A 19,444-nucleotide genomic window follows, 5' to 3' on the forward strand; every position below is an offset into this window, starting at 1 on the left:
AAAGGCTTGCCGTCCGGGCGCGCCGGCACCGTCCCGCCGCGCGGGGTGGTCGCCGGCCATGCCAATGCGATGGATTGTACGCCATTAGTGCGGGCTGTCTCGTCCAAGGTTCAAGCGGGCCGGCCCAAAGCGCTGGAAACGGCCTGCCTGCGGCTTTACACTGCCGCCCCCGTCCGATAGAGTTCGGCCTATGAAATTGCAACTCCGCTTAATGACTCTGGTGCTGGCGGGCTTTATGGTATTCGCTGAAGCGGCTCCGGAAAAGGCCCCTCCGGAGGGGCGCCCCGCGGCGGAAGCTAGCGCGCAGTCCGGCCAGGACGATCCCATCTCGAAATTCTCCTCCCCCGCGGAAGACGCGGTGGGGGATCTGCTGTTGCAAGCCATGAGCCTCTTGGGCGTGGCCTATCGTTTTGGCGGCAATTCGCCGGAAAACGGCCTGGATTGCAGCGGTTTTATCCGTTATGTGTTTCAAAAATCCCTGAAAGTGAACCTGCCGCGCACTTCGGCTGAAATGGCCCGCGTGGGGAAATCCATCAATCGCAGCGAACTCGTGCCCGGCGATCTGGTCTTTTTCAACACCCGCGGCTTCAGTTATTCCCATGTGGGCATGTACATGGGCAACGGCAAATTCATTCACGCGCCGCGCACCGGCAAGAATATCGAAGTGGCCAATATCAACCAGAGTTACTGGAACGGCCGTTTCAACGGCGCGCGTCGGGTGAATCGCAGCACGGCGGCGCAGTCGGCGGACACGTCCGACGATCTGAACGTGGCGGTGTCGACGCGCAAGGCCTCGGCGGAAAGCGCCCCGGCGGTCAAGTGCCGCAAGGGCAAGAAGTGCAAGCCGGTGGCCGCCAAAAAAGGCGGCAAGGCGGAAGCCAAGAAGGCGGGCAAGAGCGGCGGCAAGGCGACGGCGAAGAAGGGCGGCAAGGCCGCCGGCGGCGCCAAGAAAAAAGCCAAGCGTTGATTGGCGGCTTAAGCTGATAAAGATGCAGGAACAACATTGCCCGCGTTGCGGGCAATGTGCTTTGGAGCGAGATGATGGCATTGAACGTGACTATTCCGGTGTGGAAAGACCCGCAAGGCAATGTGGTGGCTTGCGTGGAAAAACTGAAAGTGATGCAGGAGAACCTGGAAGAACTGGCACAGCTGGCGCAGGACGCGTTGGAAGACGCTGTGCTGATGGGCTGTGACGAAGGCCAGGTCAAGGATTTCCTGGTGCAGGTGATGCAAAGCCTGCACAACCCCTATCAAGGGCGCTGAGCGCCGTTTTCATCCACCCCCTCGGGTTGGCCGCCGCGCGCGGCGAGCCCGCGATTCGCTCCGGAAAGGGGCTTTTTTGATGCATTGGCCTTTTGAAGCCTTTATCGGCCTGCGTTACTTGCGGGCCAAACGCCGCAACGGTTTCATTTCCTTCATTTCCCTGGTTTCCATCGTTGGCATTGCGCTGGGCGTGGCCGCGCTGATCATTGTGTTGTCGGTCATGAACGGCTTCCAGAAGGAAATACGCGGCCGCATCCTGAGCGTGGCCTCGCATCTGGAAGTGAGCACTTACGACGGCCGGCTGGATCATTGGCAGCAGGTGGCCCAAGTGGGCGGCGCGCAGCCGCATGTGTTGGCCGGCGCGCCCTTCGTCAACGGCCAGGGCCTGTTTACCGCTTACGGCAATGTGCGCGGCGGCCTGGTGCGCGGCATCGAACCGGCGCTGGAAGACAAGGTGGTGGACGTGGGCCGCCACATGGTGGCTGGCAAGCTGGAAAACTTGCGTCCCGGCGAGTTTGGCATGGCGCTAGGCGCGGAGCTGGCGCGCCAGCTCAATGTGGGCCTGGGCGACAAGGTGATGCTCTTCGTGCCGCAGGGCATGATCACCCCGGCGGGCATGCTGCCGCGCTCCAAGCAGTTCACCGTGGTGGGCATTTTCAAGGTGGACATGTTTGAGTTCGACTCTACGCTGGCGATGGTGCACCTGCGCGACGCTCAGGTATTGTCGCGGATGGGGGACAGCGTCAGCGGCGTGCGCTTCAAGCTGGACGATCCCATGCTGGCGCCGACGGTGAAGCAGGCGCTGCGCGCCAAGTTGCCGCAAAACCTGGTGACGGACTGGACCGACACCAACTCTAATTATTTCCGCGCGGTGCAGATCGAGAAAAGAATGATGACCATCATCCTGACGCTGATCGTGGCGGTGGCGGCGTTCAATCTGGTGTCCACGCTGGTGATGGTGGTAACGGACAAGCAGGCGGACATCGCCATTTTGCGCACGCTGGGCGCGTCCCCGGCCAGCATCATGAAAATCTTCATGATTCAGGGCTCGGTGGCCGGGGTGCTGGGCACCTTGTCCGGGGTGGCCTCGGGCGTGCTGATCGCCTTGAACCTGGACGTGATCGTGCCTCTGATCGAACGCATTATCGGCAGCAAGATTTTGTCTAGCGAGGTGTATATGATCGACTACCTGCCTTCGGACGTGCAGTGGAACGATGTGTCCACCATCACCCTGATTTCCCTGCTGCTGGCCTTGTTCGCCACGCTGTACCCCAGCTGGCGCGCGGCGCGTACCCAACCGGCGGAGGCTTTGCGCTATGAGTAATGTATTGTCGTGCCAGGGTTTGGGCAAGTCCTATAACGAAGGCAAGTTGCAACTGACAGTGTTGTCCGATGTCAGCCTGACGGTGGAGAAGGGCGCCAGCCTGGCCATCGTCGGCGCGTCCGGCTCAGGCAAGAGCACGCTGCTGCATTTGCTGGGCGGGCTGGATACGCCCAGTTCCGGCCGTGTGGAGGTCTTGGGGCGCGATCTGGCGACTTTGTCGGAATCCGAGCGCGGCCAGCTGCGCAACGCGTCGTTGGGCTTCGTTTATCAGTTCCACCATTTGTTGCCGGAATTCAGCGCGCTGGAAAACGTGATGATGCCGTTGCTGATTCGCCGCATGCCGCGCAAGCAGGCGGAGCGGGAGGCGAGCGAGATGCTGGGCCGCGTGGGGCTGGGGCAGCGCTTGCAGCACAAGCCGGGCGAACTGTCCGGCGGCGAGCGTCAGCGGGCCGCGATTGCTCGCGCGCTGGTGACCCGGCCGGCCTGCCTGCTGGCGGACGAACCCACCGGCAACCTGGACGTGCACACCGCCAAGCAGGTGTTCGATCTGATGCTGGAGCTGAATCGCACACTGGGCACCAGCCTGATCATCGTGACCCATGATTTGGGGCTGGCCGCGCGCACGCAGCGCATGCTGCGGTTGAACGAAGGCAAGCTGGCGGAGACGGAGCGCGCCGCGGGCGAGCCGGCTTAACATTCGAAATCTAGACTCCAAAAGGGAGATTATTTTGCTGTTCAAGCGTGAAGAAATCGACTTCGATGCCTTGCTGGACATCCTGCAAACCCCGTCCGGCATGATGGAGGCGGCGATAGGCGTGTTGTGCGTGTTCATCGCCTTCCATCTGGCCCGTTTCGCCTTCAAGCAGTTTTTCGACCACAACCCGGAGCGCTATGAGCGCTTTTTGCCCTATGTGGGCTTCCGCCTCGTGCTGCCGGTGGCGGCGCAGGCCTTGGTGATGCTGTCTCGCTCCGCTTGGGTGCACTTGCTGCACGAGCGCGCGATGGTGCTGCATCTGCTGAGCGCGATGCTGTTCTGGCTGACCCTGATCCGGTTGTGTTGCGCGGTGGTGCGCCAGGCGCTGCCCAAGGGCCGTTTCGAACGCCATACCGAGCATTTCCTCGCCACGGTGCTGTGGCTGGGCTTTGTCAGCTGGGCCATCGGCTTCGACATGGTGGTGATCGAGTGGCTGGAGTCGATGTCGTTCTCCGTGGGCAAGAGCCGCCTGAACATGCTGACCATACTGAACGGCTTGCTGTGGGTGTCCATCATCGTGGTAGTGGCTTTGTGGGCCAGCCGCTTGATCGAATCGCGCTTGCTGAACCTGAAGCATCTGGACCCCAGCCTGCGCATCGTGTTCGCCAAGCTCACCCGCACCGGGCTGCTGATCGCCGCGGTGCTGATCGCTCTGCCGGTAGTGGGCATCGATCTGACCGTGCTGTCGGTGTTCGGCGGCGCGGTGGGTATTGGTTTGGGCTTCGGCTTGCAGAAGATCGCCAGTAATTTCGTATCCGGCTTCATCATCTTGCTGGACCACTCCATCCGCATCGGCGACCGCTTGATGGTGGAAAACCGCGTGGGCTACGTCACCAAGATGACCTCGCGCTATGTGGTGCTCAAGGGGGCGGACGGCACGGAGGCTTTGATTCCCAATGACTCGCTGATGTCCAACACAGTGGTGAATCAGTCGTATTCCGACAAGAGCATGTGGACCAGCCTGCCGGTGTCGGTGGCTTACGGCACCGATCTGGACAAGGCGCTGGAGCTGCTCAAGCAGGCGGCCAATCACCCGCGGGTACAGCAGGACCCGGCGCCGCGAGGCTTCGTCACTTTATTTGCAGACAGCAGCATCAATCTTGAGCTGGGCTTTTGGGTGGCGGACCCGGAAAACGGCTTCATGGGTTTGAAATCCGATTTGAATATGGCAATTTGGCGCTTGTTCCAGCAACATGGCATTCAAATGCCGTTCCCGCAGCGGGAAATCCGCATTCTCAACGATAAGCCGCAAGAATAAGGCAGGGGAGACGCCGCCATGGCAGGCAAACGCTTGGCAATCATAGACGACGACGCCGCGGTGCGGGAGTCGCTGGTATGGCTGCTGGACGGCCAGGGTTATCTGGCCAGCGGCTTCGACAGCGCGGAGGACTTCCTGGCTTGCCCGGACGGCGGCGACTTCAACGGCATCATCCTGGACCTGAGGCTGTCCGGCATGAGCGGCATCATGTTGCTGGAAAAGCTGGCGGGCTGGCCTTACTGTCCGCCGGTGATCATGCTCACCGCCCACGGCGACGTGCCGCACGCGGTGGCGGCGCTCAAGTTGGGCGCGCTGGATTTCATGGAGAAGCCGTTTGACGACGAGCGCTTGCTGGAGCGCGCCGAGGCCGCCGTGCTGCGCGACGAGCAGAACCGTCTGCTCCACGGCCGCCGCAGCAAGGTGTCCGCGGCCTTGTCCTTGTTGACGGACCGCGAGCGCGAGGTGATGCAGCTGATCCTCACCGGCAAGCTGAACAAACAGATTGCGGAAGAGTTGACCATCAGCATGAAAACGGTGGAAGTCCACCGCGCTCGCGTGTTCGACAAAATGGGCGTCAAATCCGCGGTGGAGCTGGCCGGCTTGCTGGCCAGCCAGAGCCCGGCCAACGGGGGCAAGCGCTGATGGGCGACAAGCAACCGGTATCGGTGCTGGTGGTGATCCACACCGTAGACGGCCAGGCGCTGCTGATCGAGCGCGCCGACAAGCCCGGCTACTGGCAATCCGTGACCGGCAGCCGAGAGGGCGAGGAAGCCTTGCGCGACACCGCGCTGCGCGAATTGGCGGAGGAAACCGGCCTGGTCCTGACGCGGGACGATCCCCGGCTTAGCGACTGGGGCCTGGTCAACCGCTACGAAATCTATCCGCACTGGCGCCACCGTTATCCGGAAGGCGTCACCCACAACGACGAGCATGTGTTCGGGCTGTGCCTGGAGCGGCCGGTGGCGGTGACGCTGGCGCCGCGCGAGCATCTGGCCCAGCAATGGCTGCCGTGGGACGAGGCCGCCGACAAGGTGTTTTCTCCGTCCAACGCCGAGGCGTTGCGGATGCTGCCGCAAAAGCTGGCGCCGGCGGCGGCGCGGCCATGAAGCCCTTGATCTGGCTGGCCGAGGACGAAGCCGGCATCGCGGACACTTTGATCTACACGCTGGAAACCGACGGCTTCGCGGTTGAGTGGTTCGAGCGCGGCCTGCCCCTGCTGGAGCGGCTGGATCACGCCGCCCCGGCCTTGTGCATCCTGGACGTGGGCCTGCCGGACATCAACGGCTTCGAGTTGTGCCGCCGGCTGCGCGAGCGCGCTGATCTGCCGCTGATGTTTCTGACCGCGCGCAGCGAGGAAATGGACCGCATCATCGGCCTGGAGATCGGCGCCGACGACTACGTGGCCAAGCCGTTTTCGCCGCGTGAAGTCAGCGCCCGCGCGCGCACCATCTTGCGGCGCTACGCCAAGGGGCAGGGCCCGGCCACCGCTCCGGCGCCCGCCGGATTCGAGCTGGACGAGGCGCGAGCCTGCATCCATTTCGCCGGCCGCAAGCTGAACCTGACCCGCTACGAATATCTGCTGCTGAAAACCCTGCTGGCGGAGCCGGGCCGGGTGTTTTCGCGCCAGCAATTGATGGAGCGGGTGTGGCGCGACGCCGAGGACAGTTTCGACCGCACCGTAGACACCCACGTCAAAACGCTGCGCGCCAAGCTGCGCGATATCGACCCCGACGCCCAGCCCATCCAGACCCACCGCGGCCTGGGATATAGCCTGGGCGAGTGAGCATGCGCTTTGGCCTGCGGCTGTTCCTCGGTTATTTCCTGATCGTGGCGGTGGCCGGCTGGTTCGTGCTGGCCATCTTCACCCAGGAAGTGAAGCCGGGCGTGCGCCGCGCCACCGAGGGCACGCTGGTGGACAGCGCCAATGTGCTGGCCGGCATCGCCGCCGCGGACATGGCGGACGGCGACATCGCCAACGGACGGCTGGCCCGCGCCTTTCGCGACAAAGCGCGGCCGCCCATCGCCGCCAATATTTCCGGCATCGTCAAAAACGCCATGGAGTTCCGTGTCTACGTCACCGACGCGCGCGGCATGGTGATTTTCGACTCCAGCGGGCGCGATTTGGGGCGCGACTACTCGCGCTGGAATGATGTTTACCGCACGCTGCGCGGCGAATACGGCGCGCGCAGCACTCGCAGCAAGCCGGACGATGAAAACAGCAGCGTGATGCACGTGGCCGCCCCGGTGCGGCTGGACGGGCGCATCGTCGGCTCGCTGACCGTGTCCAAGCCCAATGTGACGATGGAGCCGGTGATCCGTCGCAGCGAGCGCAAGATCATGCTGGCCGGCGGCGCGCTGTTGGGCGCCGCCTTGCTGATAGGCGCGGTGATGGTGTGGTGGATCAACCGTTCCATCCGCCGGCTGGTGGGCTATGCCGAAGCGGTGGCGGCCGGCCAGCCGGCCAATGTGCCGAGGCTGGGCAGCCCGGAGCTGGACAGCCTGGGCCAGGCAGTGGAGGCGATGCGGCGCAAACTGGAAGGCAAGGCCTATGTGGAAGGCTATGTGCACACACTGAGCCACGAGTTGAAAAGCCCGTTGGCCGCGATACGCGGCGCCGGCGAGCTGTTGCGGGAAGACCCGCCGCCGGAAACGCGTCGCCGCTTCGTCGACAACATCCTGGCGCAAAGCCTGCGCATGCAGCAGTTGATCGAAAGGCTGTTGTGGCAGGCGCGGGTGGAGTCCCGGCTAAGGCCGGACGCCCAGCCGCTGGATTGGCCGGCCTTGATCGAGGAAACCGCCGACGGCAAGGCGCTGGCCGCCGCCCGGCGCGACGCGCGCATAGAGCGTAGGCTGACCCCGGCCAGCCTGAACGGAGACCGCCTGCTGCTGACTCAGGCGCTGTCCAATCTGCTGGACAACGCGCTGGAGTTCAGCCCGCCGGGCGGCGTGATCGAACTGCACGGCGCGCTGGAAGAGGGCGGTTATCTCCTCCGAGTGCGAGATCACGGGCCAGGCGTACCAGATTACGCGCTGGAGCGAGTGTTCGAGCGCTTTTACTCCTTGCCGCGTCCGGACAGCGGCAAAAGCACCGGCCTGGGCTTGAGCCTGGTGCGGGAGGTGGCGCAGTTGCATGGCGGCCGCGCCGAACTGCTTAATCACGCCGACGGCGGCGCCGAGGCTCGGCTGTGGCTGCCGTTAGGCTGAGGCGCGCGGACTTCACACGCTTTTCACACCAGCCCATTTCCGCTTCACTCTCCAGGCTTACGCTGTCTCCCGTGATGAAACCAGGAGGCAAGCGATGAAGAAAAACCCCTTATTGACCAAAATCCTGATCCTGCTGGCGCTGTCTTTGGCGCTGCTGGTGCCGGTGAGCGCGATCAGCAACCTGATCTCCGAGCGCAAGCATTACCAGGAAGAAGCGGTGGAGAAAGTGGTGGCCAGCACCAGCGGCGAGCAAACCGTGATCGGTCCGGTGCTGGTGATCCCTTATGTGGAAACCGTGGAGGAAAAGCAAAACGGCAAGACTCAAAGCGTCAAGCGCGAGCTGGAGCGTTACGTGCTGCCGCGCCAGTTGGCGATAGACGGCAAGCTGAAGGTCAGCCCGCGCTCGCTGGGCATTTATCAGGCGCTGATTTTCGGCAGCGAGGCCGGCTTCAGCGGGCACTTCGAGATTCCGTCGCAGCCCGAGCTGCTCAAGCCGTCGATTCAACTGAAAACACCCTATCTGGCGGTGGGCATCAGCGATCCGCGCGGCATCGGCAAAGTGCCGCAACTGAGCGCCGGCGGCAAGGCGCATCCGTTCGCGGCCGGCGCCGGCCTGCCGCGGATGAGCGAGGGCATACACGCGCCGCTGCCGCAGTTGCTGGATTTCGCCAAGGCGCAGACCTTGCCGTTCGCCTTTCAACTCAATCTGCAAGGCACGCGCAGCATCAGCTATGTGCCGGTGGGCGAGAGCAGCACGCTGAGCCTGACGTCCAACTGGCCGCATCCCAGCTTCATCGGCAACTTCCTGCCGGTGCAGCGCAATGTGGACGCCAAGGGCTTTAAGGCGCAATGGGAGAGTAGTTGGTTCGCCAATAATCTGAACGACCGTTTCCAGCAGGCCGCCTTCAGCGACGGGAAATCCGGTTTGAGCGCCTTGCCGTCCTTCAGTACCGGCTTGGTGCAGCCGGTGGATCAATATCAGCAGAACGAGCGCTCGGTCAAATACGCGGTGCTGTTCATCGGCCTGACCTTCTTGTCCTTCTTCCTGCTGGAAACGCTGCGCAGCTTGCGCGTGCATCCCATCCAGTATGTGCTGGTGGGCATGGCGCTGGTCATGTTCTTCCTGATTCTGTTGGCGCTGTCCGAACACCTGGGCTTTGGGCCGGCTTATCTGCTGGCGGCGACGGCCTGCGTCGGACAGATAGGCTTCTACGTCAGCCACATTCTGGGCGGCTGGAAGCGCGGCCTCGGTTTCGCCGGACTGCTCAGCCTGTTGTACGCGGTGCTGTACGGCCTGCTACAGTCCGAGGACAACGCCTTGCTGCTGGGCAGCCTGCTGCTCTTCGCCGCGCTGACCGCCATCATGACGTTGACCCGGCGGCTGGATTGGTATCGCTTCTCCGCGCGGAGCGAGGAGGCGCCGCCGGCACCGCCGCAGTCTTGACGACATCATGATTTCTCGGTTTCACAAAACCGCCATCATCAGGTAACGCGTTCTCGCTATCGTTTTCCCGCCCGGCATCGCAGCCGGGCTGGGCAAGGGCCCGGATTCCGCTTTCCGGGCCCTTGGTTTTTCATCGCGGCGCGGCGCGCCGCCACACGACGACTGCATTCCGATGACGCTTACGACTCTTTCGCCAAGGTCCGCCCGTTGGGCGCGCCGGCTGCTTGCCTGTCTGCTGGCGGCCGCGCTAGCCGGCTGCCTGGGCGACAATCAGGACAACGCCGGCCAACCGGGCAACGGCAATTCCGATCAAACCAAGCCGCCGGCCAAGCTCCGCTGCGCGCCCTGAACCCGTACGAGCCCGCCATGACCGATACCCCCGTTTCCTCTTCCCGCCGCCAGTTCATCAAGCGCGGCAGCGCGCTGGCCGCCAGCTCCCTGACGCTGTCCTTGTTGCCTGCCTCCATTCAGCGCGCGCTGGCCATTCCCGCCAATAACCGCACCGGCACGCTTCAGGATGTCGAGCACATCGTGATCCTGACTCAGGAGAATCGCGCCTTCGACCACTACTTCGGCAGCCTAGCCGGGGTGCGGGGCTTCGGCGACCGCTTCCCGCTGCCGCTGGCCGACAGCGCCTTGCTCAAGCGCAAGACCGTCTGGTATCAGACCAACCAGGGAAACAGCGCCACCCCGCCGCGCGTGGTGGCGCCGTTCCATCTCAACACCGAGCAGACTTTCGCCTATATGCGGGTGGAGGGTACGCCGCATGTGTGGTCGGACGCGCAATACGCTTGGGGCAAGGGGGCGATGAACGCTTGGCCCACCTATAAGCAGAACCACTCCATGGGGTATTTCAAGGAGGCGGACCTGCCGTTCCAGTACGCGCTGGCCAACGCCTTCACCCTGTGTGACGCCTATCACTGCGCCTTCCAGGGCGGTACCAATCCCAATCGCGTGTTCCTGTGGTGCGGCGGCAACGATCCGCTGCAACAGGGCAAGGGTCCGGCGATCGCGAACGCCTACGACTCTGTCGATTACAACCCCAAGGGCGGCTATACCTTCACCACCTACGCCGAGCGGCTGGAAGCGGCCGGGGTGAGCTGGAAGATCTATCAGGACATGGCCGATAACTTCACCGACAACCCGGTGGCCGGCTTCCGCAGCTTCCGCGCCGCTTACTTCGGCGAGGCCGGCGCCAAGCCCGCGCTCAAGAGCAAGGGCTTGTCCACCTGGACGCTGGAGGATCTGCGCCAGGACGTGCTGGCCAACCGCCTGCCGCAAGTGTGCTACATCGTCGCCACCGCCGACGGCTCGGAACATCCGGGGCCGTCCAGCCCCGCGCAGGGCGCCGATTACACCGCCCGCGTGCTGGACGCGCTGACCGCTAATCCGGAGGTGTGGAGCAAGACGGTGTTCCTGGTCAACTTCGACGAGAACGACGGCTTCTTCGACCACGTGCCGCCGCCTGCCGCGCCCAGCTATCTAAGCTGGGATCCGGATCCGGCCAAGGCGGTGCTGGCCGGCGGTTCCACCGTGGCCACCGACGGCGAATACCACCATCTGCGCAGCAGCGAAACCAGCAACGAGCGCGCGGACCTGATCCATGTGCCCTACGGGCCGGGGCCGCGGGTGCCGATGTATGTGATCTCGCCGTGGAGCCGCGGCGGCTGGGTCAATTCCCAGGTGTTCGACCATACCTCGGTGATCCGCTTCATCGAGCAGCGCTTCGGCGTCAAGGAACCCAATATCAGCGCCTGGCGACGCGCGGTATGCGGCGATCTGCTGTCCTGTTTCGACTTCGTCAACCCCAACGCGGAACTGCCCAAACTCCCGGCCACCGCCGCGCTGGCGGCGCGGGCGCGAGCCTTGCCCGGCCGCACCAAGCCCAGCGCGCCAGCGCTGCCGGAACTGCCGGTCCAGGCCAGCGGCCTGCGCCGCTCGCGCGCCTTGCCCTACGAATTGCACGCCAGCGCGCGCGTGGACGGCAACGCCGGCACGGTGGAATTGATCTTCGCCAATAGCGGCCAGGCAACGGCGGTGTTCCATGTCTACGACCGCCGTCATCTGGACGCGCCGCCGCGCCGCTACGCGGTGGAGGCCGGCAAGCAGCTGTCCGGGTTATGGAGGGTGAATTACGACGCTAATCTTTATGACCTGTGGGTGCTGGGCCCCAACGGCTTCCATCGCCATTTCACCGGCGACGCCGGCCAACTGGGCCGTGTAAGCAAGGCGCAGCCGGAAATCCAGGTCTGCTACGATCCGGCCGCGGGCGATGTTTATCTGAAGCTGCACAATAGCGGCCGCGAGAACTGCGAGTTCCGGGTGCGCGCCAACGCTTATGCCAAGACCGACGCGCAGCGCGTTGTCGTGGGGCCGCAAGGTGAAGCGGTGCTGAACTGGACCTTGAAGGATAGCTACGGCTGGTACGACGTTAGCGTCAGCGCGCCGATCTTCCCGGGCTTCAGCCGCCGTTTTGCCGGACGGGTGGAAACCGGGCGCGACGGCTACAGCGACCCGGCGATGGGCGGGGCGGCAGTGGGCGATCAGTGGACGCCGCCGGCTTGAACGGATGGCGCGAACGAAAAAGGCGGGGCCGATCGGCTCCGCCTTTTTCATTGATGGAAGGACTAGAAGAAACCCAGCGGCTTGCGGTCGAAGCTCACCAGCAGGTTCTTGGTCTGCTGGTAATGGTCCAGCGCGCGTTTGTGGGTTTCTCGGCCGATGCCGGACTTCTTGTAACCGCCGAAGGCCGCGTGGGCCGGGTAGAGGTGATAGCAGTTGGTCCACACCCGGCCGGCCTTGATCGCGCGGCCAACGCGGTAGGCGCGGTTGATGTCATGGGTCCACACGCCGGCGCCCAGGCCGAACTCGGTGTCGTTGGCGATGGCGATGGCTTCGGCTTCGTCCTTGAAGGTCGTGATGCTGACCACCGGGCCGAAGATCTCTTCCTGGAATACCCGCATCTTGTTATTGCCCTTCAGCAGGGTGGGCTGGATGTAATAACCTTGCGCCAGCCCGCCTTCCAGCGGCTCCAACTTGCCGCCGCTCAGCACCTCGGCGCCTTCCTGGCGCGCGATGTCCAGGTAGGACAGGATTTTATCGAATTGCTGTTGCGAAGCCTGGGCGCCCACCATGGTATCGGTGTCCAGCGGGTCCCCGCGCTTGATCGCCGCTACCTTCTTCATCACTTCGGCCATGAAGGCCGGGTAGATGGATTCCTGCACCAGCGCGCGCGACGGGCAGGTGCAGACTTCGCCCTGGTTGAAGAAAGCCAGCACCAGGCCCTCGGCGGCTTTCTCGATGAAGGACGGCTCCGCCTGCATGATGTCTTCGAAGAAGATATTGGGTGATTTGCCGCCCAGCTCCACGGTGGACGGAATAATGTTCTCCGCCGCGCATTGCAGAATGTGGCGGCCCACCGGGGTGGAACCGGTGAAGGCGATTTTGGCGATGCGCTTGCTGGTAGCCAGCGCCTGGCCGGCCTCCTTGCCGAAGCCGTGCACCACGTTGATCACGCCCGGCGGCAGGAGGTCGCCTATCACCTCCATCAGCACCGCAATGCCCAACGGGGTTTGTTCCGCCGGCTTCAGCACCACGCAGTTGCCGGCGGCCAGCGCCGGTGCCAGTTTCCACGCGGCCATCAAAATGGGAAAGTTCCACGGGATGATCTGGCCCACCACGCCCAAGGGTTCGTGGATGTGGTAGGCCATGGTGTTGTGATCTATCTCCGCCGCCGTGCCTTCCTGGGCGCGGATGCAGCCGGCGAAGTAGCGGAAGTGGTCGGCCGCCAGCGGGATATCCGCGTTCAGCGTTTCGCGCACCGGTTTGCCGTTGTCCCAAGTCTCTGTGACGGCCAGCACTTCCAGATTGGCCTCGATGCGGTCCGCAATTTGCAGCAATAGATAGGAACGCTGTTGCGCCGAGGTCTGGCCCCAGGCATCGGCGGCGGCGTGGGCTGCGTCCAGCGCCTTGTCGATGTCGGCGGCGTCGGAGCGCGGAAACTCGGCGATGGGCTGACCGTTGACCGGCGAGGTGGTGGTGAAATGCTGACCGTTGACCGGAGGCGTGAACTCGCCGCCGATATAGTTGCCGTAGCGAGGCTTGAAGGCGATCAGCGCGCCGGGCGTGCCGGGGTGAGCGTAACGCATGGTGTTTCTCCTGTTATGAATAGGCCGGTTGCCGCGCGGCGGCGGCAGTGGCTCAGCAGAAAGCGTGCCAATGGCGGAGGTCTGGCGTGCGTGTTGCAGTGCAAAACACGGTATGCCCAGCGTATGCGGCTATTCTGCCCATCACGCGTTGCGGCGCGGCATGGCGCGCCAAGCGCCAGGCGGGCCACCTGTCCCATTGGACGCGGCGCAAGCTGTTGCAAAACGCTACAGTGTCGCGCTTGATGCGACATGGGTGCCGGCGTGCCGCATGTTAAGGTGACGCGTGGGTTCATCCGCCGTCGCAACCGTCTTCGTTCCGTCTCGCGGCACTTGCGAGACCTTGCGCCGGCTTTCATGACCGGAGGGAGTTCACCATGGATCATCCCATCGCTTTGCCTGTGGAACGGGCGCGCCGCAGCTTCTTTCAGCAAGGGCTGGCGCCAGCGGGGCTCAGGGGCGAAATCGCCCAGTCTTGGCAGCGTTGCCGACAACAAGCCTTGCCGCCGCAGGCCGCGCGGCAAGAGGACGGCCTGGAGGGCGCGGCGCTGAACGCGCTGCGCGAGGCCAACGGGCTGCTGCTGCGGCTGGCTCAGCCCGAGCTGGACGGGCTGGGGGAGCAAGTCATCGACCGCCGCGGCATCGTGCTGCTCAGCGATGCCGACGGCGTGATTCTCAACGCCGCCGGCTGCCCCGGCTTTTTGCCCAAGGCGGAACAGGTGGCCTTGCTGCCCGGCATGGCCTGGGGCGAGCGGGACCGAGGCACCAACGCCATCGGCACCGCTCTGGCCTTGGGCGCGGCGGTGCAGGTGAACGGCGGGGAACACTATCTGGCCAGCAACGGTGGGATTTCCTGCTCGGCCGCGCCCATTTTCGCGCCCAACGGCCGCCTGGCCGGCGCGCTGAACATCAGCAGCGACGCGCGCGCCCATGACGCGCACGCGCTGGGCCTGGTGAGGCTGGCCGCGCGCCAGATTGAACACCGCTGGCTGGCCCGATCGGCCTCCGAGCATTGGCTGGTGCGCTTCCATTTGAACCACGCTTTGCTGGGGTCGCCGCGCGAAGGCGTGCTGGTTTTCGCCGATGAGGTGCTGGTGGAGGCCAACAGCTGCGCGCTGGCCTGGCTGGGCCTGGTTTGGGCGGACCTGGGCCGGGTGCGCTTCGGCCAGCTGTTCGACGGCGAGCTGGAACCGGCCGACGGCTTGCGGACGCGGCTTAGCCGGCGCGGCCAGCATTTTCATCTGCGCATCACCCCTCCGGCGCACAAGGCCTTGGCGGAATGGCAAACGCCCAAGACCGAGGCGGCGGCGCGGCCCTCTGCCGAGTTGCAGCGCGCCGTCAAAGTGCTGAACGCCGACATCCCGGTATTGCTGCTGGGCGAAACCGGTGTGGGCAAGGAGGTGTTCGCTCGCGCTTTGCATGCCGCCAGCCGGCGCGGCCGCGGCCCCTTCGTCGCCGTCAACTGCGCGGCGATCCCCGAGGCGCTGATCGAATCGGAGCTGTTTGGCTACGAGGAGGGCGCCTTCACCGGCGCGAGGCGCAAGGGCATGGCGGGCAAGCTGCGCGAAGCCAGCGGCGGCGTGTTGTTCCTGGACGAGGTGGGGGATATGCCGGCGGCGATGCAGGCGCGCTTGCTGCGCGCCTTACAGCAGCGCGAAGTCACGCCCTTGGGGGGAGGTCAAACGCATGCGGTGGACTTCGCGCTGATTTGCGCCACCCATCGCGACCTGGCGGCGATGACGGCGTCCGGCGAGTTCCGCGCCGATCTGTTCTACCGCTTGCAGGACTACCCGGTACGGCTGCCGCCCTTGCGCGAGCGCGACGACCTGCCGCGCCTGATCGACGAGATGTGGGACGAACTGGGCGCGGAACAACGCGGCGTGCGCTTGGGCGGACCGCTGCGCGCGGCTTTGCGGGCCTACAGCTGGCCGGGTAACGCGCGCCAGTTGTACAGTGCCTTGCGCACCATGTTGGCCTTGGCCGACGATGGGGCGGTGCTGGGTGAAGAGGACCTGCCGTCCGGCTGCCGGGTCGATGCCCCCCGAGCTTGCCCTACGTTGACGGTGGGCCGCGACGAGTTGATCGAGCGGGCGCTGGCGCGTTGCCAGGGCAATGTCAGCCGCGCGGCGGCGGAGCTGGGGGTGGCGCGCAGCACAGTGTACCGGCGGCGCAAGCAGGCGCCGAGATAGAACGGGCGTGGCCTGCCAAGGCAGGCCAGCCAGGCTTTTCAGCGGTTTTGTTTTTTCGCTCTTGCTTACGAGACGTTGAGCGAGTGCTTACAGCTTGGCGCCGTGAGGCGCGGACCAGATCTGATTGACTTGCGGGGCCGTCTCCGCCGCGCAGCGATACATATTGACGCGGGAGCCGGCTATGGCGACCGTGCCTCGGAAAACACCCAAACAACCTTGGCTGTTTTTCAGATTGCCGGTCATGGTGTAGGTGAAGGCTTGCTTCCGGTCGTTTGGATTGCAGGCGTCCAGCTTCGCCCATTGCGAGTGGCTTGAGTTAACCGGCCCATTATTGGCGGACAGACAAAGATTGGAATCCAAGAGCCTGATCCTGCCATTGGCCTGGCGCTGCCATTGTTGTTTGGCTGAGTTAGAGCAGTTGTCGATGATGATGCCCGCGCCGGGCTTGGCCGAGCCCTCCACCGATAAGCACTTGGCGGCCACGTCAAAGCTGGGCTGAACCGTCTGAATCTGGCCGGTGGGGGTCAGCGCGCCGCCGCCTACGACTCTGAGCATCATATTGTCGTGGGGAGCGATCCGCATCGTCACGGCCTTCACCGAGGACTGGCTTGCCCCGGTCCACAGGTGGTGCACGGTGTAAGCGCCGTTGGCCGCGGGTGCCAGGCCCAGTGTCGCGAGTTTCAGCGTATAGGTTTGCTCGCTAGCGTTCTTGTTCAAGACCAGGGCGGCCAGGCTGCCGTCCTTCAAGGGTTTGACGACGACGTCGAAGCCGGCGTTGGTGGCGGGGTTGTCGCGCAGGACGCGGTAACCGCCGGCGCCCAGGGGGTCCTGGTTGACCGCGATCACGCGCTTATTGCTCAAGATGGCGAGCGAATCCTTGAGGTGCGCGGTTTGAGGGTTGACCATTTTGCGGACGTCCGCGCTGATGAACAGAGGCGCGCCCATGATGGACCACAGGCCCATTTGACTTCTTTCTTCGCTGGTGGACAGGCCGTTATCGCCTAGCATGAGTTGGTCTGCGTCGTTCCAACTGCCAGGGCCGACATAGCGCGACAAGGCGATGGTGCTGTCGTAGCTTTGATAGACGCCGATTTCATAGCCTGCCTCCTTGAAATCCCAAGGGGAAACCGGGGGCGCCGTATCATGCGTGATCTTGATGTCCGGTCCCACCCGCCACATCTGGCCAAGTTTTTTGGCCAGCGCGAGCGCGGTGTATTTGGCGGGAGATTGAGGGTATTGGCCCGCCGGCAAGGAGGGGTCGAACACAATGGGCCGGCTGACGTTTTTCAGCGCCGCCTGCATCTGCGTATCCAATGTTTCCAGGGACACGCCGCCCTCTGCGCCGCAGTTGTCCAACTTGAGAAAATCCACGCCCCAGAACGCATAGGAGTTGGCGTCGGCCTGTTGATGTCCTTGCGCGCCGGCTGGCTGTCCTTGGCAGGTTTTTGCGCCGGCGGTGTTGTATACGCCGCCCAGCAGGCCAAGATTGTGCAGGGTGTTCATATAGCCGGTCAGCTCATAATCAAAGCCAGGTTGTTGAGAGCCGGACCACTTGGTGTCGCCATGCAAGTAGCCCGCCGAGTTGCGCATCATCCAGCAGTCGTCGACCACAACGGTTTTGTAGCCGGCCGCGCTCAAGCCGGAGTCGTGCAGCGCCCGGCCCTGGTCCTCCATGAAGCGCTGGAAGGAGTAGGCCGCCGGGTTAGAGCCGTCTAGCGGTTTCTGCGGAACGCACTGAAACCTGGCCCAGTTATTGAAGCCCATGGGAGGCAGCGGCGCCAAGAGCTGCGCTGGAGCGGCCAGGCTGCACCAGGGCAGCGCCAGAATGGGCAGCAGGCTGCAACGGGAGAGTATGCTGGACATGTCGATTCCTTTATTGGCTTGCGATAGTCAAGAACCTGGGTGTTGAAACGGAAGGTCAAGCAACGACAACATGCGGCCCCGCATCCTTCTTGTTTTTCTATCCGCGCATTTCGCAGTTCACGCTGAAACCGGGGCGGATATCTTGCCTCTCACTTGGCGGCCCCGAACCCATAGCGCCTGCAGTTGCATCCGGGCGTCCAGCGCCAGCACATTGGCGCGTTTGCCTATCGTCAGGGATCCCAGTTCATGATCCATGCCCAATAGCCGGGCAGGGTGCAGGGAAGCCATTTCGATAGCGGAGGCCAAGTCCGCGCCGGCCAGCTCCACCATATTGCGCACCGCATCCAGCAGCCCCAGAGTGCTGCCGGCCAGGCTGCCGCTGGCTGTGCGCACAATGCCTCCCCGCATTTCCACCATGCTGCCGGCCAGTTCATAAGCGCCGTCCGGCATGCCGGCTGCGCGCATCGCGTCCGTGATCAGCAGCAGGCGTTCGCCGGCGCAGCAGCGGCATAATCGCAAAACGGCGGGGTGAACATGGTGGCCGTCGGCGATCAGCTCCAGCCAGGCCTTGGGGTGAGCCAAACCCGCGCCGGCCATGCCCGGCGCGCGATGGTGCAGGCCGCTCATGCCGTTGAAACAGTGCACAAGGCCGGATGCGCCGGCGTCCAGCGCGGCTTGGGTTGTGGCGTAGTCCGCGCCGGAGTGTCCCAGCATGACCCGCACGTTCAAGGCGCTCAGGTAATGGATGGCGGTGATGGCATGCGGCTTCTCCGGCGCCAGCGCCACTACCTTGAGCGAACCGGCCGCGCAATCGTTCAGGCGGGAAAGCTCCGCGATGTCCAATTCGCGAAACCAGCGCTCTTCATGCGCTCCTTTGTGGCGGGGGGTAAAGTAGGGGCCTTCCAGATAGCTGCCCAGGATTTCCGCCCCGGGCGGCGTTTCATGGAGTACGTCCGCGATCAAGGCCAGCACTTGTTCCAACGCTGGCAGCGGGGCGGTGACGGTGGTGGCCAAAAATGCGCCCACGCCTTCATCGGCCTTGGCCGCCGACAATGCGCGCAGCGAAGAGACGCGGCAATCCATCACGTCCACGCCTCGCCCGCCATGCACATGAGTATCGATCAGGGCGGGAACCAGCCACTCGGCGTCGTACCGCTCGTGAGCGGACGGAAGGGGCTCTATCGCTGTAATGACGCCGTTTTCATGGGCAAGAAGCTGATGCTCCCGCCAGCCCTGCTCGGTCAATAAGCGGCGTGCGCGGATGATGCTGCTCATGGTGAACTCCGGTTGATGCGGGCTAAAACCTGCTTGCGATCTGCTGCGCGTCGGCGAGATCGTTAGGCGAGGGCCTTGAAACCTGCCTCGTTTGTGAGGCTTTGAACAGGTTCTAGAACGTGTTTACGATCTCGCGAGCTAAGGCGAGACAAGGCGAAAGCCGTTGAGAAAGCGGAATGCACAAGCGGTACATAAGCATTTCGAAACGGTGCTCACCGTGTCACGCCTCTCAACGCGCAGCAGATCGCATATAGGTTTTAAGCTCAGATGCCGGCGCCGGGCGCGCTATCCAGCCAACGCGGCTTGCTCGGCTTCTGCAGTTCATCGGCAAGGCTGGTCAAGCCGCGGCGGCCGCAGTCCAGCGCTTGCTGGCGGAAGGTTTCCAGGTTTTTGCCGTTACGTTCTCCCAGCATTTCCACCGCCAATTGCAAATTGACTCCCGTCAACACCTCCACTTTCACATGGCGGTTTTGCACCGCCAGCGTGGAGGCGATGCGGAACGGCGTGCCTCCGAGAAGGTCGGTGAAGAACACCACGCCTTGCACGTGATCCAGCAAAGCGAGCGCATCGCGGCATTGCTGCTCCAACAACGCGGTAGAGGAGGTGGAGGGGAAGTCTATGGCGATGCAGTTGTGCTGTTCGCCCAGTATTTGTTCGGCGGCGCTAAGCAGGCCGCTGGCGAAGCGGCCATGACCACAGAAAATGACGTTCAACATCGGTTTGCT

The 19,444-nt window shown here is 64.0% G+C and carries 17 protein-coding genes; 13 read left to right on the forward strand and 4 right to left on the reverse strand.

The window, feature by feature from the left end; translation table 11 throughout:
* Positions 1–190 precede the first annotated feature (190 nt).
* The 12 genes from ACUXV1_RS15105 to ACUXV1_RS15160 all read left to right on the forward strand — a co-directional run bounded on the left by ACUXV1_RS15105 (position 191) and on the right by ACUXV1_RS15160 (position 11,812).
* The gene (locus tag ACUXV1_RS15105) at positions 191–967 is read left to right on the forward strand and encodes a C40 family peptidase (protein WP_043634549.1); all 777 of its coding nucleotides are present in this window, start codon (positions 191–193) and stop codon (positions 965–967) included.
* Positions 968–1,041: 74 nt separating this feature from the next.
* The gene (locus tag ACUXV1_RS15110) at positions 1,042–1,263 is read left to right on the forward strand and encodes a hypothetical protein (RefSeq protein WP_174243663.1); all 222 of its coding nucleotides are present in this window, start codon (positions 1,042–1,044) and stop codon (positions 1,261–1,263) included.
* Between the two features lie 79 nt (positions 1,264–1,342).
* Complete coding sequence (locus ACUXV1_RS15115) at positions 1,343–2,587, forward strand: lipoprotein-releasing ABC transporter permease subunit (protein ID WP_446015983.1); 1,245 nt, start codon at positions 1,343–1,345, stop codon at positions 2,585–2,587.
* Positions 2,580–3,281: a lipoprotein-releasing ABC transporter ATP-binding protein LolD gene (gene lolD, locus ACUXV1_RS15120; protein WP_043634555.1), complete on the forward strand. Its 702-nt coding sequence runs from the start codon at positions 2,580–2,582 to the stop codon at positions 3,279–3,281. Before ACUXV1_RS15115 ends, lolD begins: the two co-directional genes overlap by 8 nt.
* A gap of 34 nt (positions 3,282–3,315) precedes the next feature.
* Positions 3,316–4,599 carry a mechanosensitive ion channel family protein gene (locus ACUXV1_RS15125; RefSeq protein WP_081555873.1) on the forward strand — a complete coding sequence of 428 codons (1,284 nt, stop codon included), beginning with the start codon at positions 3,316–3,318 and terminating at the stop codon, positions 4,597–4,599.
* 18 nt (positions 4,600–4,617) lie between these two features.
* Positions 4,618–5,241 (forward strand): response regulator transcription factor, encoded by a 624-nt coding sequence (locus tag ACUXV1_RS15130; RefSeq protein ID WP_081555872.1) that lies wholly within the window; start codon positions 4,618–4,620, stop codon positions 5,239–5,241.
* Positions 5,241–5,705: a dihydroneopterin triphosphate diphosphatase gene (nudB, locus tag ACUXV1_RS15135; protein WP_114152497.1), complete on the forward strand. Its 465-nt coding sequence runs from the start codon at positions 5,241–5,243 to the stop codon at positions 5,703–5,705. The genes ACUXV1_RS15130 and nudB overlap by 1 nt, the downstream gene beginning before the upstream one ends.
* Positions 5,702–6,382, forward strand: a complete 681-nt coding sequence (gene creB / locus ACUXV1_RS15140; RefSeq protein WP_446015981.1) for a two-component system response regulator CreB — start codon at positions 5,702–5,704, stop codon at positions 6,380–6,382. The genes nudB and creB overlap by 4 nt, the downstream gene beginning before the upstream one ends.
* Positions 6,383–6,384: 2 nt before the next feature.
* Entirely contained in the window at positions 6,385–7,803 is a 1,419-nt protein-coding gene (gene creC, locus ACUXV1_RS15145; RefSeq protein WP_446015980.1) for a two-component system sensor histidine kinase CreC, read from the forward strand.
* A 94-nt stretch (positions 7,804–7,897) separates the two neighbouring features.
* On the forward strand, positions 7,898–9,247 hold the full coding sequence (gene creD / locus ACUXV1_RS15150) for a cell envelope integrity protein CreD (RefSeq protein ID WP_446015978.1): 1,350 nt from the start codon (positions 7,898–7,900) through the stop codon (positions 9,245–9,247).
* 172 nt (positions 9,248–9,419) lie between these two features.
* Positions 9,420–9,596 (forward strand): hypothetical protein, encoded by a 177-nt coding sequence (locus tag ACUXV1_RS15155; protein ID WP_156038862.1) that lies wholly within the window; start codon positions 9,420–9,422, stop codon positions 9,594–9,596.
* A gap of 17 nt (positions 9,597–9,613) precedes the next feature.
* Complete coding sequence (locus ACUXV1_RS15160; RefSeq protein ID WP_446015977.1) at positions 9,614–11,812, forward strand: phosphocholine-specific phospholipase C; 2,199 nt, start codon at positions 9,614–9,616, stop codon at positions 11,810–11,812.
* A 62-nt stretch (positions 11,813–11,874) separates the two neighbouring features.
* Here ACUXV1_RS15160 and exaC read toward each other — a convergent pair whose 3' ends face one another.
* Positions 11,875–13,395, reverse strand: coding sequence for an acetaldehyde dehydrogenase ExaC (exaC, locus tag ACUXV1_RS15165; RefSeq protein WP_019100764.1), 1,521 nt, complete (start codon positions 13,393–13,395; stop codon positions 11,875–11,877).
* Between the two features lie 374 nt (positions 13,396–13,769).
* Here exaC and ACUXV1_RS15170 point away from each other — a divergent pair, with 374 nt between their 5' ends.
* Entirely contained in the window at positions 13,770–15,581 is a 1,812-nt protein-coding gene (locus ACUXV1_RS15170) for a sigma-54-dependent Fis family transcriptional regulator (protein ID WP_446015976.1), read from the forward strand.
* An 87-nt stretch (positions 15,582–15,668) separates the two neighbouring features.
* Here ACUXV1_RS15170 and ACUXV1_RS15175 read toward each other — a convergent pair whose 3' ends face one another.
* The 3 genes from ACUXV1_RS15175 to agaF form a co-directional block, all read right to left on the reverse strand.
* The gene (locus tag ACUXV1_RS15175; protein ID WP_446015975.1) at positions 15,669–17,444 is read right to left on the reverse strand and encodes a ricin-type beta-trefoil lectin domain protein; all 1,776 of its coding nucleotides are present in this window, start codon (positions 17,442–17,444) and stop codon (positions 15,669–15,671) included.
* Between the two features lie 117 nt (positions 17,445–17,561).
* Positions 17,562–18,719 (reverse strand): N-acetylglucosamine-6-phosphate deacetylase, encoded by a 1,158-nt coding sequence (gene nagA, locus ACUXV1_RS15180; RefSeq protein WP_446015974.1) that lies wholly within the window; start codon positions 18,717–18,719, stop codon positions 17,562–17,564.
* Positions 18,720–18,982: 263 nt separating this feature from the next.
* Entirely contained in the window at positions 18,983–19,435 is a 453-nt protein-coding gene (gene agaF, locus ACUXV1_RS15185) for a PTS galactosamine/N-acetylgalactosamine transporter subunit IIA (RefSeq protein WP_043634590.1), read from the reverse strand.
* Positions 19,436–19,444 lie beyond the last annotated feature (9 nt).

It is taken from the genome of Chromobacterium sp. W521 (genome assembly GCF_052805975.1).